13 protein-coding genes are annotated in these 16,482 nt (G+C 68.3%); all 13 read left to right on the plus strand.

The features are described 5' to 3' along the window. Nucleotides 1–317 precede the first annotated feature (317 nt). A complete protein-coding gene (locus tag FMP39_RS31955) occupies nucleotides 318–476 on the plus strand; it encodes a lmo0937 family membrane protein (RefSeq protein WP_020478757.1) in 159 nt (52 codons plus the stop codon). Then, nucleotides 473–1,039 (plus strand): hypothetical protein, encoded by a 567-nt coding sequence (locus tag FMP39_RS31960; RefSeq protein ID WP_011553398.1) that lies wholly within the window; start codon nucleotides 473–475, stop codon nucleotides 1,037–1,039. Before FMP39_RS31955 ends, FMP39_RS31960 begins: the two co-directional genes overlap by 4 nt. A 47-nt stretch (nucleotides 1,040–1,086) precedes the next feature. Continuing rightward, on the plus strand, nucleotides 1,087–2,157 hold the full coding sequence (locus FMP39_RS31965) for a HupE/UreJ family protein (protein ID WP_141593847.1): 1,071 nt from the start codon (nucleotides 1,087–1,089) through the stop codon (nucleotides 2,155–2,157). Between the two features lie 58 nt (nucleotides 2,158–2,215). Then, on the plus strand, nucleotides 2,216–2,689 hold the full coding sequence (locus tag FMP39_RS31970) for a hypothetical protein (RefSeq protein WP_140862568.1): 474 nt from the start codon (nucleotides 2,216–2,218) through the stop codon (nucleotides 2,687–2,689). A 66-nt stretch (nucleotides 2,690–2,755) separates the two neighbouring features. Further along, a complete protein-coding gene (locus tag FMP39_RS31975) occupies nucleotides 2,756–3,526 on the plus strand; it encodes a hypothetical protein (RefSeq protein WP_141593848.1) in 771 nt (256 codons plus the stop codon). A 146-nt stretch (nucleotides 3,527–3,672) separates the two neighbouring features. Further along, nucleotides 3,673–4,347: a 50S ribosomal protein L3 gene (gene rplC, locus FMP39_RS31980; RefSeq protein ID WP_011553403.1), complete on the plus strand. Its 675-nt coding sequence runs from the start codon at nucleotides 3,673–3,675 to the stop codon at nucleotides 4,345–4,347. 386 nt (nucleotides 4,348–4,733) lie between these two features. Then, a complete protein-coding gene (locus FMP39_RS31985) occupies nucleotides 4,734–5,555 on the plus strand; it encodes an outer membrane beta-barrel domain-containing protein (RefSeq protein ID WP_194858652.1) in 822 nt (273 codons plus the stop codon). A 12-nt stretch (nucleotides 5,556–5,567) separates the two neighbouring features. Next, the gene (locus FMP39_RS31990) at nucleotides 5,568–6,896 is read left to right on the plus strand and encodes an outer membrane beta-barrel domain-containing protein (protein WP_141593850.1); all 1,329 of its coding nucleotides are present in this window, start codon (nucleotides 5,568–5,570) and stop codon (nucleotides 6,894–6,896) included. Nucleotides 6,897–6,919: 23 nt separating this feature from the next. Continuing rightward, nucleotides 6,920–8,458, plus strand: coding sequence for a tetratricopeptide repeat protein (locus FMP39_RS31995; RefSeq protein ID WP_141593851.1), 1,539 nt, complete (start codon nucleotides 6,920–6,922; stop codon nucleotides 8,456–8,458). A 214-nt stretch (nucleotides 8,459–8,672) separates the two neighbouring features. Beyond that, complete coding sequence (locus tag FMP39_RS32000; protein WP_194858653.1) at nucleotides 8,673–12,281, plus strand: tetratricopeptide repeat protein; 3,609 nt, start codon at nucleotides 8,673–8,675, stop codon at nucleotides 12,279–12,281. Beyond that, nucleotides 12,278–13,780 (plus strand): tetratricopeptide repeat protein, encoded by a 1,503-nt coding sequence (locus FMP39_RS32005; protein ID WP_141593853.1) that lies wholly within the window; start codon nucleotides 12,278–12,280, stop codon nucleotides 13,778–13,780. Before FMP39_RS32000 ends, FMP39_RS32005 begins: the two co-directional genes overlap by 4 nt. 207 nt (nucleotides 13,781–13,987) lie before the next feature. Continuing rightward, on the plus strand, nucleotides 13,988–14,272 hold the full coding sequence (locus FMP39_RS32010) for a hypothetical protein (protein ID WP_141593854.1): 285 nt from the start codon (nucleotides 13,988–13,990) through the stop codon (nucleotides 14,270–14,272). A gap of 55 nt (nucleotides 14,273–14,327) precedes the next feature. Next, a complete protein-coding gene (locus tag FMP39_RS32015) occupies nucleotides 14,328–16,370 on the plus strand; it encodes a TonB family protein (protein ID WP_141593855.1) in 2,043 nt (680 codons plus the stop codon). Nucleotides 16,371–16,482 lie beyond the last annotated feature (112 nt).

Consider the following 16,482-nt stretch of genomic DNA (forward strand, 5'->3'; position numbering starts at 1 on the left):
GTCCAGCCCCTCATCCCACCCCTCCCGGCGCCGCAGTGCCGCTCGCGCCCCGTGCACTCCTACGGATGTACTGACCTGCCGACGGAGCAACGCCTAAGCAGCCCGCGTGCCAGAAGTCGCACGTGGCGTGTTTCTCCTTAAGAGCGCCAACGAATTTGCCGTCTCTGGCGCGCGGGATTCCCCGGTGGATCTGAAAAAATGCCCGGGTGGGGAAGTGCCGTTCCCAACGGGAGACTGTGAAAAGGACCGGGTTGCCCGTCCGGGTTCCTGTTCCTAGGTTTGCCCGCGCCAGGCTGTGGTGCGTGGGGAGGTGCGGCGTGTACTGGACGATGGGAATCATCCTGTTGGTGTTGTGGGGGCTGGGGCTGACCACCGGCTCCACCGAGGGTTACTGGGTCCATCTGCTGCTGCTGTTCGCGATGGTGGCGCTCCTGCTGGCGGTGGTGTCTCAGGGCCGCCGGGCGGCCTCGGCGTGAGGCGCGGGGCGCCTGAGGTGACAGGGGTGGAGCTGCCCCGGGACTCCGTAGGCTTCACGCGCCGCGAGTGCCCGGAGTGTCAGCGGCCCTTCAAGACGCGTCCGGGGCCCATGGACTCGCGGGCGGTCCTGCACAAGCTCCTGGGCTTCTACCCCTTCGAGAACGCCCACGAGTGCGTGGAGGGCATTCCCGTCTGGGGCTGCCCGTACTGCGGCTACCGCGCAGAAGCGGACGCCTTCCTCACGCCCGCCCAGCAGGGGCACCTGGAGGCCGTGGCGCGCGGCTGGGCCAACCACGTGCGGTACGAGCAGCTGGCGCACGTGGCGCGCACGCTGTCCGTCAATCCCAGGCCAACGTTCGTGGCGGTCGAACCGGAGGCCCTGCCGGGGCCCATGGAGCCAGAGCCGGACGAGCTGCTGCGCGTCATGCCCATGCTCTGCTGTGGCGAAGAGGTGAAGGTCATCTGGGAGTGGGACCAGGCACTCCACTGCTTCTCTTGCGGCGCGCGGCATGATCCGATGAGCGGCCGCCAGCAGGTGGAGCTGCGCTTCGTCTCGGAGTAGCGCCCGGGGTGGACGCGGGCGGGCGGTGACGGCAGGCTGGAGGGGACATGACGTGGGTCTCCCCCCGGGCCATGCTCGCGTGCCTGCTCTTGGCCGCGGGCGCCGCCGCCGCGCACGACGCCGACATCCTCTATATCGAAGCGCACCGCGCCGGGCCCGAGGCGCCCGAGGTCCGTCAGATTCTGACGATGACGCCGGAGACGCTGGCCCTGCTCCTGGGCGACGCGGATGGGGGCTCGCTCCTCACGCGGAGTGGACTGGACGCGCGGCGTGACGCCATCGCCACGGGCATCTGGGATGCGATGCCGTTGGCTTCCGGAGCCTTGCCGTGCGTGCGGACCGCGCACGCCGCGGCGCCGAGGCAGTCCTTCGTGGAGCTGTCCGCCACCTTCACGTGCCCGCCGGGTGGAATGCGCCAGCGCTTCCTGGTGCTGACGCGGCTGCCACCGGAGTACCGGGTGATCCTGGGCAGTGTGAGGGAAGGGGAGGTTCCAGGGGCCGTGTTCGCGGATGCCACGCGGCCGGAAGTGGACGTCCCGGAAGGCGGACGCGGCACGCCGCTGCTGAGCCGCTTCGCGGGCTGGGTGGGCCTGGGCGTGCGCCACATCTTCGAGGGCGTGGACCACCTGGCCTTCCTGCTGGCCGTGCTGTTGGTGGGGGGCGGCTGGAGGCGGGTGTTGCTGCTGGTGACGTCCTTCACGGTGGCGCACTCGCTCACGCTGGGGGCCGCCGCGCTGGGCTGGGTGGTGTTGGACGGAGTCCAGGCCCGGTGGGTGGAGGCCGCCATCGCCGCGTCCATCATCTACGTGGCGGTGGAGAACCTGGTGCTGCGCGAGCACCGGCACCGGGTGCTCGTCACCTTCCTCTTCGGGCTGATCCACGGCTTCGGCTTCGCGAGCGTGCTGGCCGGCTACGGCCTGGGCGAGTCCGTGGTGACGGCGCTGCTGGGCTTCAACGTCGGTGTGGAATTGGGCCAGGCGGTGGTGGTGGCGGTGCTGCTGCCCATCCTCCGCATGGTCCAGCGCCGTCCGGCTTTGCACACGAGGGCCGTGAGGGGACTGTCCATCGGAATCCTCGCGGCTGGTGGGTACTGGATGGTTGAACGCGCCCTCGGTTGAATCCCGCGCTCAGCGTTCCTACGTTGGCGACTTGAAGGTAGGGAACAGGGGGACGTCAATGGGTGCGAGGCATACCCGGTTGGCTGCGGCGCTGGCCGCCGCGTGGGAGGCGGAGGTCGTCTCCGCCCGGCGGATGACGGCGCTGGCAGAGCGAATCGCGGATGCGAGGGTCCGGGCACGGCTGATGGTGTTGGCCGCATTCTGCCGGGCTCACGCGTCGCGATTGCTCGCACGGCTGGCCGCGCTGGGCCGAGGTCCACTGCCGGTTCCTCCCGAGGACATCGAGCTGGATTCGGATACGTTGCTGGAACTGCGCCGCGAGGGGGCCTTCGCCCGCGCGTCGGCCGCCCGCTATGAGACGACCGCGGAGCTGGCCCGTCAGCAGGCGGATCTCTCCTCCGCGTGGGTCTGCGAGCTGAACCGCACCGAGGAGCAGGACCGCTCCCGGGAGCTGCTGTCCCTGGCCGAAGGGGCCCTGGGGCCCGTGGTCCACGCCGACGCGCCGGCCAGCGCCGCCCCGGGTGACTCATGAGGGAATGACATGGGTTTCTCGCTCTGCCGGTGACAGTTACCGTGCATTGGGCGTAGAAATCCGTTCATGGCGAAGGAGAGCTACAACGACCTCATCTTCCAGCTGGGCGACCTGGCTCGGGACAGGTTGCCGGGCAAGCCCACCTGTCCCCGTTCCATGGACCGCGTCTACCGCGCCGAAGAGGCGGTGGTGGCGCGCCGGGATGAACTGGCGGCGCTCGAGCAGGAGATGAACGACGAGGACGCGGCGTATTCGGACTTTCTCGCCGAGCAGGGCGAGGAGCGGGCGAAGCACGCCGTCATCGTCAAGAAGTGGAAGAAGGCAGTGGACGCCATCGACGGCAAGGTGAAGGAGCTGCGCAAGACGCTCGCGTCTCGCAAGGCCGAAAAGCGCTACGCCGAGGATGGTCTGGTCAAGCTCGAGAAGAAGATCAGCGACATGGAGCTGACCGGCGAGCCGCCCGACAAGATCGAACTGGCCCGCGGCAACCTCAAGAAGAACCGGCTCCAGCAGATGCGGCTCGGCCGGCAACTGGAGGATCTGGAGTCCAGCCTGGCCACGGCCCTCACCCCCGTGCCCGGTCAGCCCGGCGCGGCCGGCATCCTGGCGCACAAGCGCATGCTGGAGATGGAGGACGAGGCGGAGGAGCGGAAGCTCGACCACGAGCACCGCATGGCGGAGCTCGACCAGGCAATCGCCGCCAAGGAGGAACAGGTCCAGGCCTCGGAGGATTATCTGGATCAAGCACTGTTCCTCCTGGGCGAAGACGTGTATGCACAGCGCATCAACGATGCGCAGCTCGCACCGTTCTACCCGCGGTTGGATCGCGCGCAGTGAGAGAGGCACCCGCCCGTAGTGCTTGACGGCGGAGACCTGTCTGCTACATTGCGCCGCTTCCTGGCGACCGCGGGGACGCGTGCAGTCCAGGTCATTGAACTTATTGGGTTTTTCCGCGCCACCAGCGCGCTGGCAGTGAGGACGACGTGAAGGGTCTGATTGGCAAGAAGATCGGCATGACCCAGGTGTTCAACGATGAGGGCAACCTCGTCCCGGTCACGGTGATCGACGTGGGCACCTGCCAGGTCGTTGGCAAGCGCACCCCGGAGAAGGACAACTACTCCGCGGTGACCATCGGGTTTGGTGAGATCCGCGAGAAGATTCTCAACCTGGCCGAGCGCGGCTTCTTCAAGAAGGCCAACGCGCCTTACCGCCGCCACCTGAAGGAATTCCGTGTCACGCCGGAGGAGGCTGCCTCCTTCAACGTGGGCGACGCCGTCAAGGCGGACATGTTCGCCAAGGGCGAGCTGGTCGACGTGACCGGCATCACCAAGGGCCGCGGTTTCTCCGGCGTCATGCGCCGCTGGAACTTCAAGGGCTCGCAGACGAAGACGCACGGTACGCACGAGTACCAGCGTCACCCGGGCGCCATCGGTCAGCGTAAGACGCCGGGCCGCGTGTACCCGAACAAGAAGATGCCCGGGCACTACGGCGTGGATCAGGTCACCACCCAGAACCTGACCGTGGTGGACGTGGACGTGGAGAAGGGCCTGGTGCTCGTGAAGGGTGCCGTCGCCGGCCACAACAACGGCGTCGTCTACATCCGCCCCAGCATCAAGGCGGCCATGCGCGCGCAGCACAAGGCCGCGCGCGGCGCGTAGTTCGCTGCTGAGCGTCTGAACGCTCGAAGCGCCCCGCTTCCGGGCCCGATTCGTCGGGCATCCGGGCGGGGCGTTTGTCTTGCGGGGCAGGATGCGTGCGGTTTCCGCGGGTGGGCAGGTGTCTGCCCCGCGTGACGACCCGCCTGCCTGCTTCATCACGTCCCGTGCCGTGGGATGCCCCGGAAACGTTGACCGGTGGGCGTCCGGTGGGGACGACCGTGAAAAGAATTCCGACTCCAGGCCACCTCGGCTTGTCGGTCGTGGAAGCCGTGCGCACATCCAGGCCCCACGGAGGAGTCTGAGCGTCAGGTGACGCGGACTCCGTGGCTCGGGGAGTTCCTTGCACTCCCGCTCATGGCGGCCCACCTCACGGGCCGGGCAGGATTATGATCGCACGCACGCTCTGCGCCTTTGCTTCGTTGGCCGTCTCGCTGGCGGCGCCGGTTGCCGCGGCACAGGACGACGAGAACGTCCTGGACAACGTCGTCGTCCGCAACCGGCTGTACGAGCCGGGCGGCAAGTTGGAGCTGTCCTTCGGGGTCGGCCTGCCGCTCCAGACACACCTGACGGCGCACTACGTCTTCAACGCCGGGGTGGCCTACAACCTCTTCAACACCTTCGCGGTGGAGGCTCGGGCCGGCTACGCGGCCAGCCGTCACACGGGCCTGGCGCGTTCCATCTCCGAGAGCTTCCTCAACCGCGAGGACAAGCGCGTCACCGACGAGCTGGAAGACCTCTGGCAGATGAACCTGCACGGGGTGGCCGGTGTCCGCTGGGCGCCCATCTACGGGAAGCTCAGTCTGCTGTCGGACCTGCCGGTCCACTTCCAGACCTACGTCTGGGCGGGCGGGGGCCTCGCGTCGTTCAAGCGCAACTCCGTGATCCAGTGCACGCAGGTGGTGAACCGCGAGCTGGGCATCTGCGACAACCGCACGTCGGTGGATGATCGCGGGTCGGCCACCCAGAACTTCTGGGTGAATGAGTCGCGGGTCGCCCCGGTGGTGTCGGCGGCGGTGGGCTTCCGCTTCTTCATCCTGGACAAGCACGGCGTGCGCCTGGAGCTGCGCGACTGGGTCTTCCGGGACAACTACCGCGTCAACCTGGTGCGCGATGCGTGGGAGGCGGGGCAGGCGACGGGGGAGCCCGCGCGCAGCCCTGGCCTCACGCACCTGGTGCAGTTCGACCTTGGCTACACCTTCTCCTTCTAGGTCCACCTGACTATGCGACCGTTCCTGTCCCTCGCGCTCCTTGTCGCCACGGCCACGCAGGCCGCGCCACGCGTCCCGGCTCCGGCCTTCGCGCTGGCGCAGGTCCAGCAAGTGCCCGCGCCCGGTGCGGAGACGTCCGTGCCGCCACCGTCCACGCAGCCCCAGTCGCTCCCGGAGGCCCCTGTCGGGCCCGCGTCCCGGCCCGAGCCGCTGGTGCCCGCCGAAGCCACGGAAGCATCCGCGCCGCCCGCAGGTGTCCGCCCCAACGCGGCCCCGGCGCAGGGCACCGACGAGGTGCCCGCGAGCGAGCCTTCCCGTGTTGACGACGCCGTGCCGGTGCCCGCCGCCGAGCCCGCGCCCACCGTGGAGACGGACTCCGCTCCCGCGACGACGGGCGTGGCCGGGCAGGAGGCGCCGCCGGTTCCCGATGATGCACCGGTGCTGGCGTCCGACCTGGGCTCCGATGCGCCGCGCACCACGGATGCGCAGCAGCAGCGGCTGGTGAACGGAGCGCCGCTCTACAACCCCAACGTGTCGGTGCACATCGTCCAGAAGAAGCGCTTCGCGGACGAGGGCCGTCACGAGCTGACGGTGTACCCGGCCGCGGTGCAGGTGAACGGGAAGTACACCCGCCACGCGGGCACGGCGGCGCACTACACCTACCACCTGCAGGAGAACTTCGCCCTCCAGGTGATGGGCCAGTACAACTGGTACTCGAACGAGAGCGACTTCAACCTGGAGCTCATCGACAAGGTCCGTGAGCAGGCGCAGGCGGCCTCGTCGCTGCTCCTGGTGTGGGGCGCCCACGCAGGCGTGGAGGTGACGCCGCTCTACGGCAAGTTCGCCTTCCTCAACAACTCGCTCGCGCAGTTCAGCGTGGTGCTCAGTGGCGGAGCGGGCATCGGCTCCACGCGCCACCTCATCCGCCCCGCCGTGACGAACGATGTGGAGGGCGAGTCGTTCCAGGTGCCCGCGCGCTTCGGTGACACGGGCACCAAGTTCATGGGCTCGGTGGGTGGCGGCTTCCGGCTCCAGTTCGGCGAGTCGTACGCGCTGCGCGTGGAGGTGCGGGACCTCATCTACACCGCGCGCGTGGACCGGGTGGACGGCTGCAACCTGGCGGACTTCGAGGCGCTCGAAGCGGCGCGTTCCACCAACCAGGCCTTCTCCTCGCTGAACCTGAGCGGGAGCTGCCGTTACGAGAAGTTCGACGGCGTCGACCCGAAGACGAAGAAGAACTACCGCGAGGACATCATCCTGGGCCGAGACCTGGTGGCCGAGCCGTCCTCGGACGTCCTCAACAACGTGAGCTTCTACGCCGGCTTCTCTGTCCTCTTCTGATGCTCAGGAAGGCCCCAACCGCCATGAAACGACTGCTCAGCCTCTTGGTCGCCCTGGCGCCGCTCGCGGTGTCCGCCCAGCCTGATTCGGGTGGCTACAACCGCGCGCTGGCCGCCTTCAACGCCGGTGACATGGACACCGCCGCGCCCCTCTTCTTCGAACTCGCGGAGAGCGCCTCCGACGCGGAGGTGAAGGGCAAGGCGGAGTACTTCCTTGGACAGGCCCTGGCCCAGAAGGGCCTGCCCGTGGCCGCCTTCATCGCCTATGCGGCCATCGTCAATGCCGGACCCTCGCACCCCTCGTATCTCAAGGCAGTGGAGGGACTGGTGGACATGCAGCAGCAGCTGGATGAGCACAACCTCATCCCCAGCATCCTCAATCAGGCCTACACCGACGAGGTGCGCGACCGCTGGGTGACGCTGCCCAAGGAGGTGCTCGCGCGCATCAACTACCTGGTGGGCACGGTGAGCCAGCGCAAGAGCCGCTTCGAGGAAGCGCGCTCGCTGCTGGAGGCGGTCCCCCAGGACAGCCGCGTGTACGCGAAGTCCCGCTACCTGCTCGGCGTGGTGCTGGCGGACCCGCGCTTCCCGGGCCGTCCCGGCGAGGCCTCCGTGTTGGACAAGGACGCGCTGGCCGCCTTCAACGCGGTGCTGGCGGCGAAGGAGGGGCAACTGGATTTGCGCGCCACGCAGCACCTGGCGCTCATCGCCCTGGGCCGGATCCACTACCGCCGAGGTGAGTACACCGACGCCAGCGCCGCTTATGAGCGGGTGCCGCGCTACTCGCGTTACTGGGACCAGGCCCTCTTCGAGAACGGCTTCGCGCGCTTTCAGAACGAGGACTTCGGCGGGGCGCTCGGCAGTCTCCAGGCGCTGCATGCACCGCAGTTCGCCGGGGCCTTCCAGCCCGAGTCGTGGATTCTCAAGGCGACCGTCTATTACTACTCGTGCCTCTACGACGAGGTGAAGACGACGCTGGCGGCCTTCGACGAAATCTACGGCCCCATGGAGCGGCAACTGGAGCCTTTCACCGGGGAGGACGTGCCGCTGGTGCAGTCCTTCAACCTGGTGGCGGCGGAGAACCGCCGGCTGCCGCGCCCGGTGTACCTGTGGCTGCGCAACAACGAGCGCATCCGCGAGGTGATGCGGATGCTGGAGCGCGTGGACAACGAGAAGCGTGTGCTGACGAACGGACGCTGGCGCGGCACGCCGTTGGCGGCGCAGTCCACCGCGTCGCTCGAGGAGGTGCGCGGGACGTTGCTGCAGGTGGGCGGCACGCTGGCGCAGAGCCGCATCCGTGAGGCAGCGGACAATCTGCGGACCTTCTCCGACCAGGCGGAAATCATCCGCGTGCAGACGGCATTGGATGAGAAGGATTTGCTACAGGCCGGCGTGGACCAGAAGGCGCTGCTGACGCGGCAGTCGCTGTATCGCCCGAAGATGCCGGGCGCGGCCTGGAACTACTGGAAGTTCCAGGGCGAGTTCTGGATCGACGAGATTGGTTATTACCAATACACGCTGAAGCGTGGCTGCCCGGCGAAGACCGCTGAACAGCAGCCGTAGGTTCACGAGCGCCGCCGTCACGCATGCACGTACCTTGAGGGGCCGGCTCCACGCGACACCGCGTGGACGCGGCCCCTCTGTCGTTGTTGACAGTGCGCAAGCACCGTTCCGCCGCCACTTCTCAATCCAGAAGTGCGCATCTACTTTCCGTCGTCCCTCGTCAGTGGGTGCTGGATTGCCCGCATGCCGGGTCGGCTTCACGGCAGGAGCTCGCATGAAGGTGGTTCTTCGTTTCGGTGCGCTGGCGGTGGGCGCGGTGCTCATCACTGGCGGGGTGGGAGAGGCGGCGGAAACGCAGGCCCGCAAGGGGGGGAAGAAGCCCGCCGCGGCGTCCGCGTCGAAGACCTCCGGTGCGTCCAGCAAGGCGGGCGGGAAGAAGAAGTCCGCGAAGGCCCAGGTCGACCGCAAGGCAGAGGAGAAGGCTCCGCCGCCGGGGGTCGCGCCGGAGGATGTGCGGCAGGGGCCCGCGCGTGTTCAGCCCGCGTCGGCGAAGTTCGCGGAGCTGCCCCGCATCCCGGACGCCAAGCGGGACGCGCTGGCGGACAAGAAGCGCGACGAGGCCATCGCCGCCTTCAAGCGCCTCATCCCCAAGCTGCGGGACGGCAATCCGCAGAAGGCGGAGATGCTCTACCGCCTGTCGGAGCTCTACTGGGAGAAGTCCAAGTACCTCTACCAGCTGGAGATGACGCGCTTCCTCGCGGCGGAGAAGGAATACGACGCGGCCGTGGCGCGCGGCGAGAAGGCGGAGCCGCCCAAGAAGAACCACGCGGACAGCGAGCGCTACCGCACCGAGACGATGGGCATCTACGAGGACATCCTCCGCGCGTACCCGGACTATCCGCAGCGCGACGAGGTCCTCTTCTCCATGGGGTACAACTACTACGAGCTGGGACGCCGCGAGGACGCGGTGGCCCGCTACGAGGAGTTGATCCGCGACTTCCCGAAGTCGCAGTTCGTGCCGGACGCGTACATCCAGCTCGGCAACCACTACTTCGAGAACAACAAGCTCATCCCCGCCAAGGAGAACTATGAGAAGGCGCGGGACTCGGGCGTGCCGAAGATCTACGGCTACGCCGTCTACAAGCTGTCCTGGTGCGACTACAACACCGGCGACTACGAGCTGGGGCTGAAGAAGCTCCACGAGGTGGTGGACTACGCCGCGAAGAGTCCCGAGCTGGGTGACCTGCGCACCGAGGCGCTCAACGACCTGACCGTCTTCTACGTCCAGTTGGACCAGCCGAAGGAAGCCATCGCCTACTTCAAGGAGAAGGCGCCGGCGCAGCGCGTGGGCCGCCTGTTGGCCAAGACGGCCGCGGGCCTGGTGGACGCGGGCCACTTCGACAGCGCCATCCTCACGTACCGCACGCTCGTGGACGACGAACCCATGGGCGCCAGCGCGCCGGAGTACCAGCAGGCCATCGTCCGCGCCCACGAGGGGCTCCGCCAGCGCCAGTTGGTCCGCAAGGAAATGAAGCGGATGGTGGACCTCTACAGCCCCGGTGGCGAGTGGTGGAAGGCCAACGAGGGCAAGACGACCGTCCTCCGCAACGCCTTCAACGTCACCGAAGAGGCCATGCGCGTCATGGTCACCGAGTACCACCAGGAGGCGCAGAAGACGCGCCAGGTGGAGACCTACCGGCTGGCGCGTGACATCTACAAGCAGTACGTGGACGCGTTCGCCTCCAACGCGAACCCGGACTTCGTGGCGGACTCCGCCTTCAACCTCCGCTTCTTCTACGCGGAAATCCTCTGGGCCCTGGAGGAGTGGGAAGCGGCCGCGGCCGAGTACGACGCGGTGGTGGCCTTCAAGATTCCGGACCGCGACACCGCGCGCGAGGTCTCCAACGAGACGTACCGCAAGAGCGCCGCGTACAACGCCATCCTCGCCTACGACAAGCTGGTGAAGATCGAGCGCGGCCAGCTCGCCAGGAGCGACCTGCGCGACGGCCAGAAGGTCGACGAGAAGAAGGACAAGGGCGACGTCGCCAAGCAGAAGATCGTCAAGCGCGACGCGAAGGACCGCGAGGAAGAGGCGCTCACGAAGTTCGAGGACCGGCTGGTCGCCGCGTGCGACGTCTACGTGAAGCTGTATCCGAACTCGCAGGACGAAATCGACCTGCGCTACCAGGCCGCCGTCATCCTCTATGACCGCAGCCACTTCGTGGACGCGGCCCGGCGCTTCGGCGAAATCATCGAGAAGTTCCCGGAGGAGCGCCGCTCGCGCGACGCGGCCGACCTCACCATGTACGTGCTGGAGAGCCGCGAGGAGTGGCTCGAGCTGAACACGCTGTCGAAGAAGTTCCTGGAGAACAAGAAGCTGGCCAAGCCCGGAACGGACTTCGCCGTGCGCGTCAGCCGCGTCGTCGAAGGCAGCCAGTACAAGTGGGTGGACGAGGTCGTTTACAAGAAGGAGAAGAACCCGAAGAAGGCCGCCGAGGAGTTCCTCCGCTTCGTGTCCGACTTCCCCAAGTCAGAGAACGCGGACCGCGCGCTCACCTACGCGATGGTCATCGCGCAGGAGGCGGGCGAAATCGACAAGGGCCTGGCCGCGGGTGAGCGCTTCCTCAAGGAGTACCCGCGCAGCCCCTTCGAGTTGAAGGCGCGCTACTCGCTGGCGGGCCTCTACGAGAAGGTCGCTGAGTACCGGAAGGCCGCCGTCATGGCGGAGTCCTTCGTGGCCAGCTACGACGCCGCGATGAAGGCGGACGATGCCAACGGCAAGCGCAAGGCGACCAAGACGGCCGCCAAGGCGAATGTCGCGCCGGGCGCCGAGGACGCGGAGTCCAAGCGCGAGCGGAAGGCCGCCGAGCGCAAGGCGCTGCTGGACGAGGCCGGCGGCTGGGTGGCGGATGCGCAGTTCAATGCGGGCGTCTGGTGGGAAGGCGCGGGTGAGCCGCAGAAGGCCGTGGCCGCCTACAACACGTATGTCTCCCGCTTCAAGGACCGCAAGGACGTGCCGCAGGTGGCCTTCACGGCGGCGCTCGCGTGGGAGAAGGAGAAGAAGTGGAGCGAGGCGGCCCGGGCGTTTGGCGCCTTCGCGGAGACGTACGGCCGTGACTCACGCTCCAGCTCCGCGCAGGTGTACCAGGCGCGCTACCACGAGCTGCTGGCGTACGAGCAGCTGAAGAACGTACGCGAGCAGGAGCGCGTGCAGGGCGAGCTGGTGCGGGCGTGGAACCGGCTGCCGGAGAGCGCTCGCAAGGACGCGGCGGTGCTCAATGCCTACGGCCATGCGCGCTTCCTGTCGCTGGAGCCGGCGTGGAAGCGCTACGTGGGCATCCGCTTCTCGCGGGTGAGCACCATCCGACGGGACCTGGCGGCGAAGCAGAAGGAGATTCAGCGGCTGGAGAAGGACTACCTTGCCGTCCTGTCCACCGGCTCCGGTGACTGGGGCATCGCGGCGCTCACGCGCATTGGCCTGGCCTATGCCGACTTCGCGCGCAACATCATGGACTCGCCGGACCCCTCCGGGCTCGATGAGGAGCAACTCGCCATGTACCGCAGCGAGCTGGAGAACCTGGCGTTGCCGCTGGAGGACAAGGCCGCCGAGGCACTGGAGAAGGCGCTGGAGAAGGCCTACGAGCTGGGCGTCTACAGCCCGTGGACCCTGGCCGCGCAGGACCAGGTGAACCGCCTGCGTCCGGGGGCCTACGCGCAGGTGCGGCAGGTGAACTACCGCGGCAGCGACACACTCGTCCGCTCGGACCTGGTGCGCGTGCTGGAAGGCGCCACCGCGACGACGCCGGTCCCGGCGGATTCCTCGAAGCCCTCGGATGACGAGGCGCAGACACCCACGGCGGCGCGCGGGGAGGTGCTGCGATGAAGCCGTTTCGCATCGATTCCTTTCAGGTTGGGGCGGGGAAGACGCAGATGACCTGGTTCCGTTCGCTCCTCGTCGGCTCGCTGGCTTTTACGGCGGCGTGCGCCTCGGGGCCTCAGAAGAAGCAGACCGCCGCGCCGGAGGTGACGCCGCCCGCGGCGCAGCAGCCCGCGCCCGAGCAGAAGCCGGTGCCGCCTCCCGCGCAGAAGTCCGGCAGCGCGCAGTCCGCCTTCGCGGCGGCGCTCCAGTCCTATGAAGCAGGGGACCTGGACGGTGCGCGCAAGGGCTTCGAGGCGGTGGTGGATGAACTGCCGCAGAGCCTCAACGCGCAGTTCAACCTGGGCGTCATCGCGGAGCGCCAGGGTCGCTCGGATGACGCGCGCGTGGCCTACGAGAAGGTCCTCCTGCTGGACCCGGCGCACGTGCCCTCGGTGGTCAACCTGGGCGTCATGTACCGGGAGCAGGGGCGGCTGGACGAAGCCATCGCGTTGTTCCAGCGGGCGCTGAAGACGCCTGGTCGCGAGTACGACGCGTCGCTGCTCAACAGCCTGTCCGTCACCTATCGCGTCGCCGGAAAGCTGGACGAGTCCGAGGCCGCCGCGCGCCGCGTGCTGGTGCGCAACAAGGACAACCCGGGGGCGTACAAGAACCTGGCGCACGTGGCCTACGCACGGGAGAAGTACCGGCTGGCGGAGCTGCTGGCCGGCAACGCGCGCAAGCACTCGGAGAACGACCCGGCGCTCTACAACCTGCTGGGCATGGTCTACCTGAAGCTGGACGACCGGGCGCGTGCGCTGGTGCAGTTCCAGAAGGCCATCTCCCTGGATGCGAAGTTCACCCCGGGCTACCTCAACCTGGGGGCCCTGGCGCTGAGCTACCGCGACTACGTGGGCGCCGAGCGCTCCTTCGGCAAGGCCGTGGAGCTGGAGCCGGGCTCGCCGGACGCGACGCTGTACCTGGCCTGGGCGCTGGACGGGCAGAAGGGGCGCGACCCGAAGAAGGGCCTGGCCGCGGGCGAGGCGTTCGAGAAGGTACTGGCCACGCGCTCGGACCTGCCGGAGGCCGTGTGCGGCGCGGGCTGGGCGTATGCGTCGGACCGCGCGGGCTGGCAGAAGGCCATCGCGTTCCTCGACCGCTGCAAGGGCCTGGAGACGACGACCGACAATGACAAGCAGATGATCACCGCCAAGGTCCAGGGCCTGCAAAACATGCTCAAGGCCCCACCGCCCGAGGCCGCGCCCGCCACCGCGGAAGATGAAGGCGCTGGCGCTCCGGCGGATGAGGCCATTGGCGGCGGTGGTGCGCAGCCAGCGCAGGGCGCCGAGGGCGTGGAGCCTGGACAGGACTCGGATGTGGCGCCGGCAGGCGATGCCACGGGCGGCGCGGGCGCACAGCCTGGGCAGGACGCGGATGCGATGCCCGCGGACGACGCGACCGGTGGCGCGGGCAGTGGGGCGCCGCTTGCTCCTCCCGGTGGGGAAGGTACGCCCGCGGGCAAGTGAAGCGGCTTCCCTTGGGGAGCGGCGTGCGTCGCTTCCATCGGGGCCACCTGTCACCGGCGGCATCACCCCAGCAGGCTGGCTGGAGTTTTGACGAAGAGGGACGGAACTTTTTTCCCCTCTCCAGGCTGCAGTTCCCGGAGGAGCAGGCGTGCTCCTCTGGATTCAAGGACTTGAGGTTGGACCGCGCTGTGCATTGGGAGGTTGAGCATGAGGCGACTGGTATCAGCGGTGATGGCGCTGGGCCTGTGGGCGGCACCCTCGGTGGCGATGTCACAGGAGCCGAGAGACACGGTGAAGGTCGTCCAGGAGGAGGACCGCACCGTCTTCCGGAAGAAGACGGTCATCGACTTCACGGATGTCGCGGTGGAAGGCGAGCTCACGAAGCCTGAGGGCTCATACGTCCTCCACCGGAAGAAGACGGACTTCCAGAGCCTCATCAAGGTCCGGGACAACTTCGATCCAGAGCTACAGAAGTCAGTCGACAACCTCTAGCGGCAGCGGGCGGCGGCAGTCGTTCTACGGGCGGAAGGGAAGAGGGAAAATCCTCATGGCGGCGGCGAAGAACAACGGCTTGACGCTTCGGATCACCGGGCCGGATGGCTCCACGGCGGAAGCCGTGTCGGAGGCCGAGAGCGTCATTGTGGGGTCGGGCGCTCAGGCGGCAGTGAAGATTCAGGACCCGCGGGTCTCGAATCTCCATGTGATGCTGAAGGTGGACAAGGATGGCTCGGTCACGGCCATCGACCTGGGCAGTGAGGGTGGCACGGAGGTGCGGGGACAGCGGCTCGTCCTCCCCACGGCGCTCAATCCCGGGGATGTGTTGATGGTGGGCGGCAGCCGGGTGGAGGTGCTCTTCGGCGCGACCCAGCCCGAGCGTCCGCTTCCCGCGGGTGCGCGGGTTGCGGGGCCGGTGTTCCAGAGGCCGGTGGCCACGCCACCGCCGCCGCGTGGCATGCAGACGCAGACGCGCGCGGACCTGCCGAACCTGGTTCCCACGCCGCCGCCGCCCATGCGCCAGGTGTCCACGGCGCTGGGCAATCGCGTGGAGCGGGTGGCCTCTCCCGGTGTGATGCCGGTCGAGCCACCCCGGCAGACGCCTCCGGGGCTCCAGCCTCGCATGACGCCCTCCACGGCGCGGACGTCCACGCCGAATGCGGCGAACACGGCCACGCCGCGGCGGACGGTGGCGCCGCACCTCCAGGAGCCGCTGCCTCCCGAGGCCATGCCCACGCCCGAGGCGCGCGTCCTTCAGGTCGCGCTGCTGTGGGGCGACACCCTGCTGGAGGTCCAGCACTTCAAGGACGGCGTGCCCGTCACCATCGGCGAGGCGAAGCAGAACTTCTTCAACGTCTTCGCGCCGTCGGTGGGCAAGAGCCACGTGCTGGCCGTCAGCAAGAAGGATGTGCTGGAGGTGCGCGCTCCCGCGGGCTCGCGCGCCTTCGTCACCAACCAGGGCAATGTGCGCACCAAGGACGCGCTGCGGGCCGCGGGCGCGCTCTCCGGTCAGGCTGGTGACGACGCCGAGCAGCGCTTCACCCTGGGCCTGCACGACCGGGTGGAGGTGTCGCTGGGCACGGTGTCCTTCGTCGCGCGCTACGTGAAGCCGTCTCCGGTCATCACCGCCGCGTCGCTGAAGGACTCCGACTTCACGTTCTTCAAGATCACCAGCATCTGCATGCTGGCGGGCCTGGCGGTGGTGCTGGCCATGGTGCTGACGCCGCGGCAGGAACTGCCGCAGAGCGCGGACATCTTCGAGTCCCAGCAGCGCGTGGCGAAGTTCCTCATCACCCCGGAGAAGCGGCTGGAGGCGAAGAAGCTCCAGCTGTCCGCGCCGGAAGAGGGCGCCAAGGCGAAGGATGAGGAAGGCAAGTTCGGCAAGGAGGAGGCGAAGCAGCAGGAAGCGGCGCCCTCCAAGCCCGGCACGCCCGTGGTGGACAAGAGCAAGAAGGAGAAGGACCGTCAGGCGGTGGGCAAGGCCGGCCTGCTGGGCGCCTTCAAGGGCATGAAGGGTGGGGCATCGGACGTGTTCGGTCCCGGCGGCTTCGGCACCGGCATCAACGACGCGCTGGGCGGCCTCAAGGGCGGCGCGGCCATGGGTGACGCCCAGGGCGTGGGCGGCGTGGGCTCGCGTGGCACGGGCAAGGGCGGTGGTGGCACCGCGCTGGGCATCGGTGGTCTCGGGACGCAGGGCACCGGCCGTGGCACGGGCGGGTCGGGCGGCATCGACCTGGGCGGCCGTGGCAAGTCCATCACCAAGGTGATTCCCGGCAAGACGACGGTGGTGGGCGGCCTGGACAAGGACGTCATCGCCAAGGTCATCCGGCGGCACCAGGGGGAGATCAAGTACTGCTACGAGTCGGAGCTGAACAAGGACCCGAGCCTCGCCGGCAAGGTGGCGGTGTCCTTCGTCATCGACCCCACGGGCGCGGTGTCCGACGCGAGTATCTCCGAGACGACGCTGAACAACGCCGCGGCGGAGCGCTGCATGCTGTCGCGAATCCGCCGCTGGAAGTTCCCGGAGCCCAAGGGCGGCGGCGTGGTGTCGGTGACGTACCCCTGGCTCTTCTCGCCCGCGGGCGCGGGAGGGTGAGCGGCGGTAGCGGCCTGTGAAGGACCCAAGTGGCGTGGACGAAACGGTCCACGCCACTTTCGTTTTTCCCCCCACTGCCGGTTCCGGGGGGGCGTCATTAACGTCTGCGGCG

It is taken from the genome of Myxococcus sp. AB056, from assembly GCF_006547365.1.
GTDB classification, from domain to species: domain Bacteria; phylum Myxococcota; class Myxococcia; order Myxococcales; family Myxococcaceae; genus Myxococcus; species Myxococcus virescens.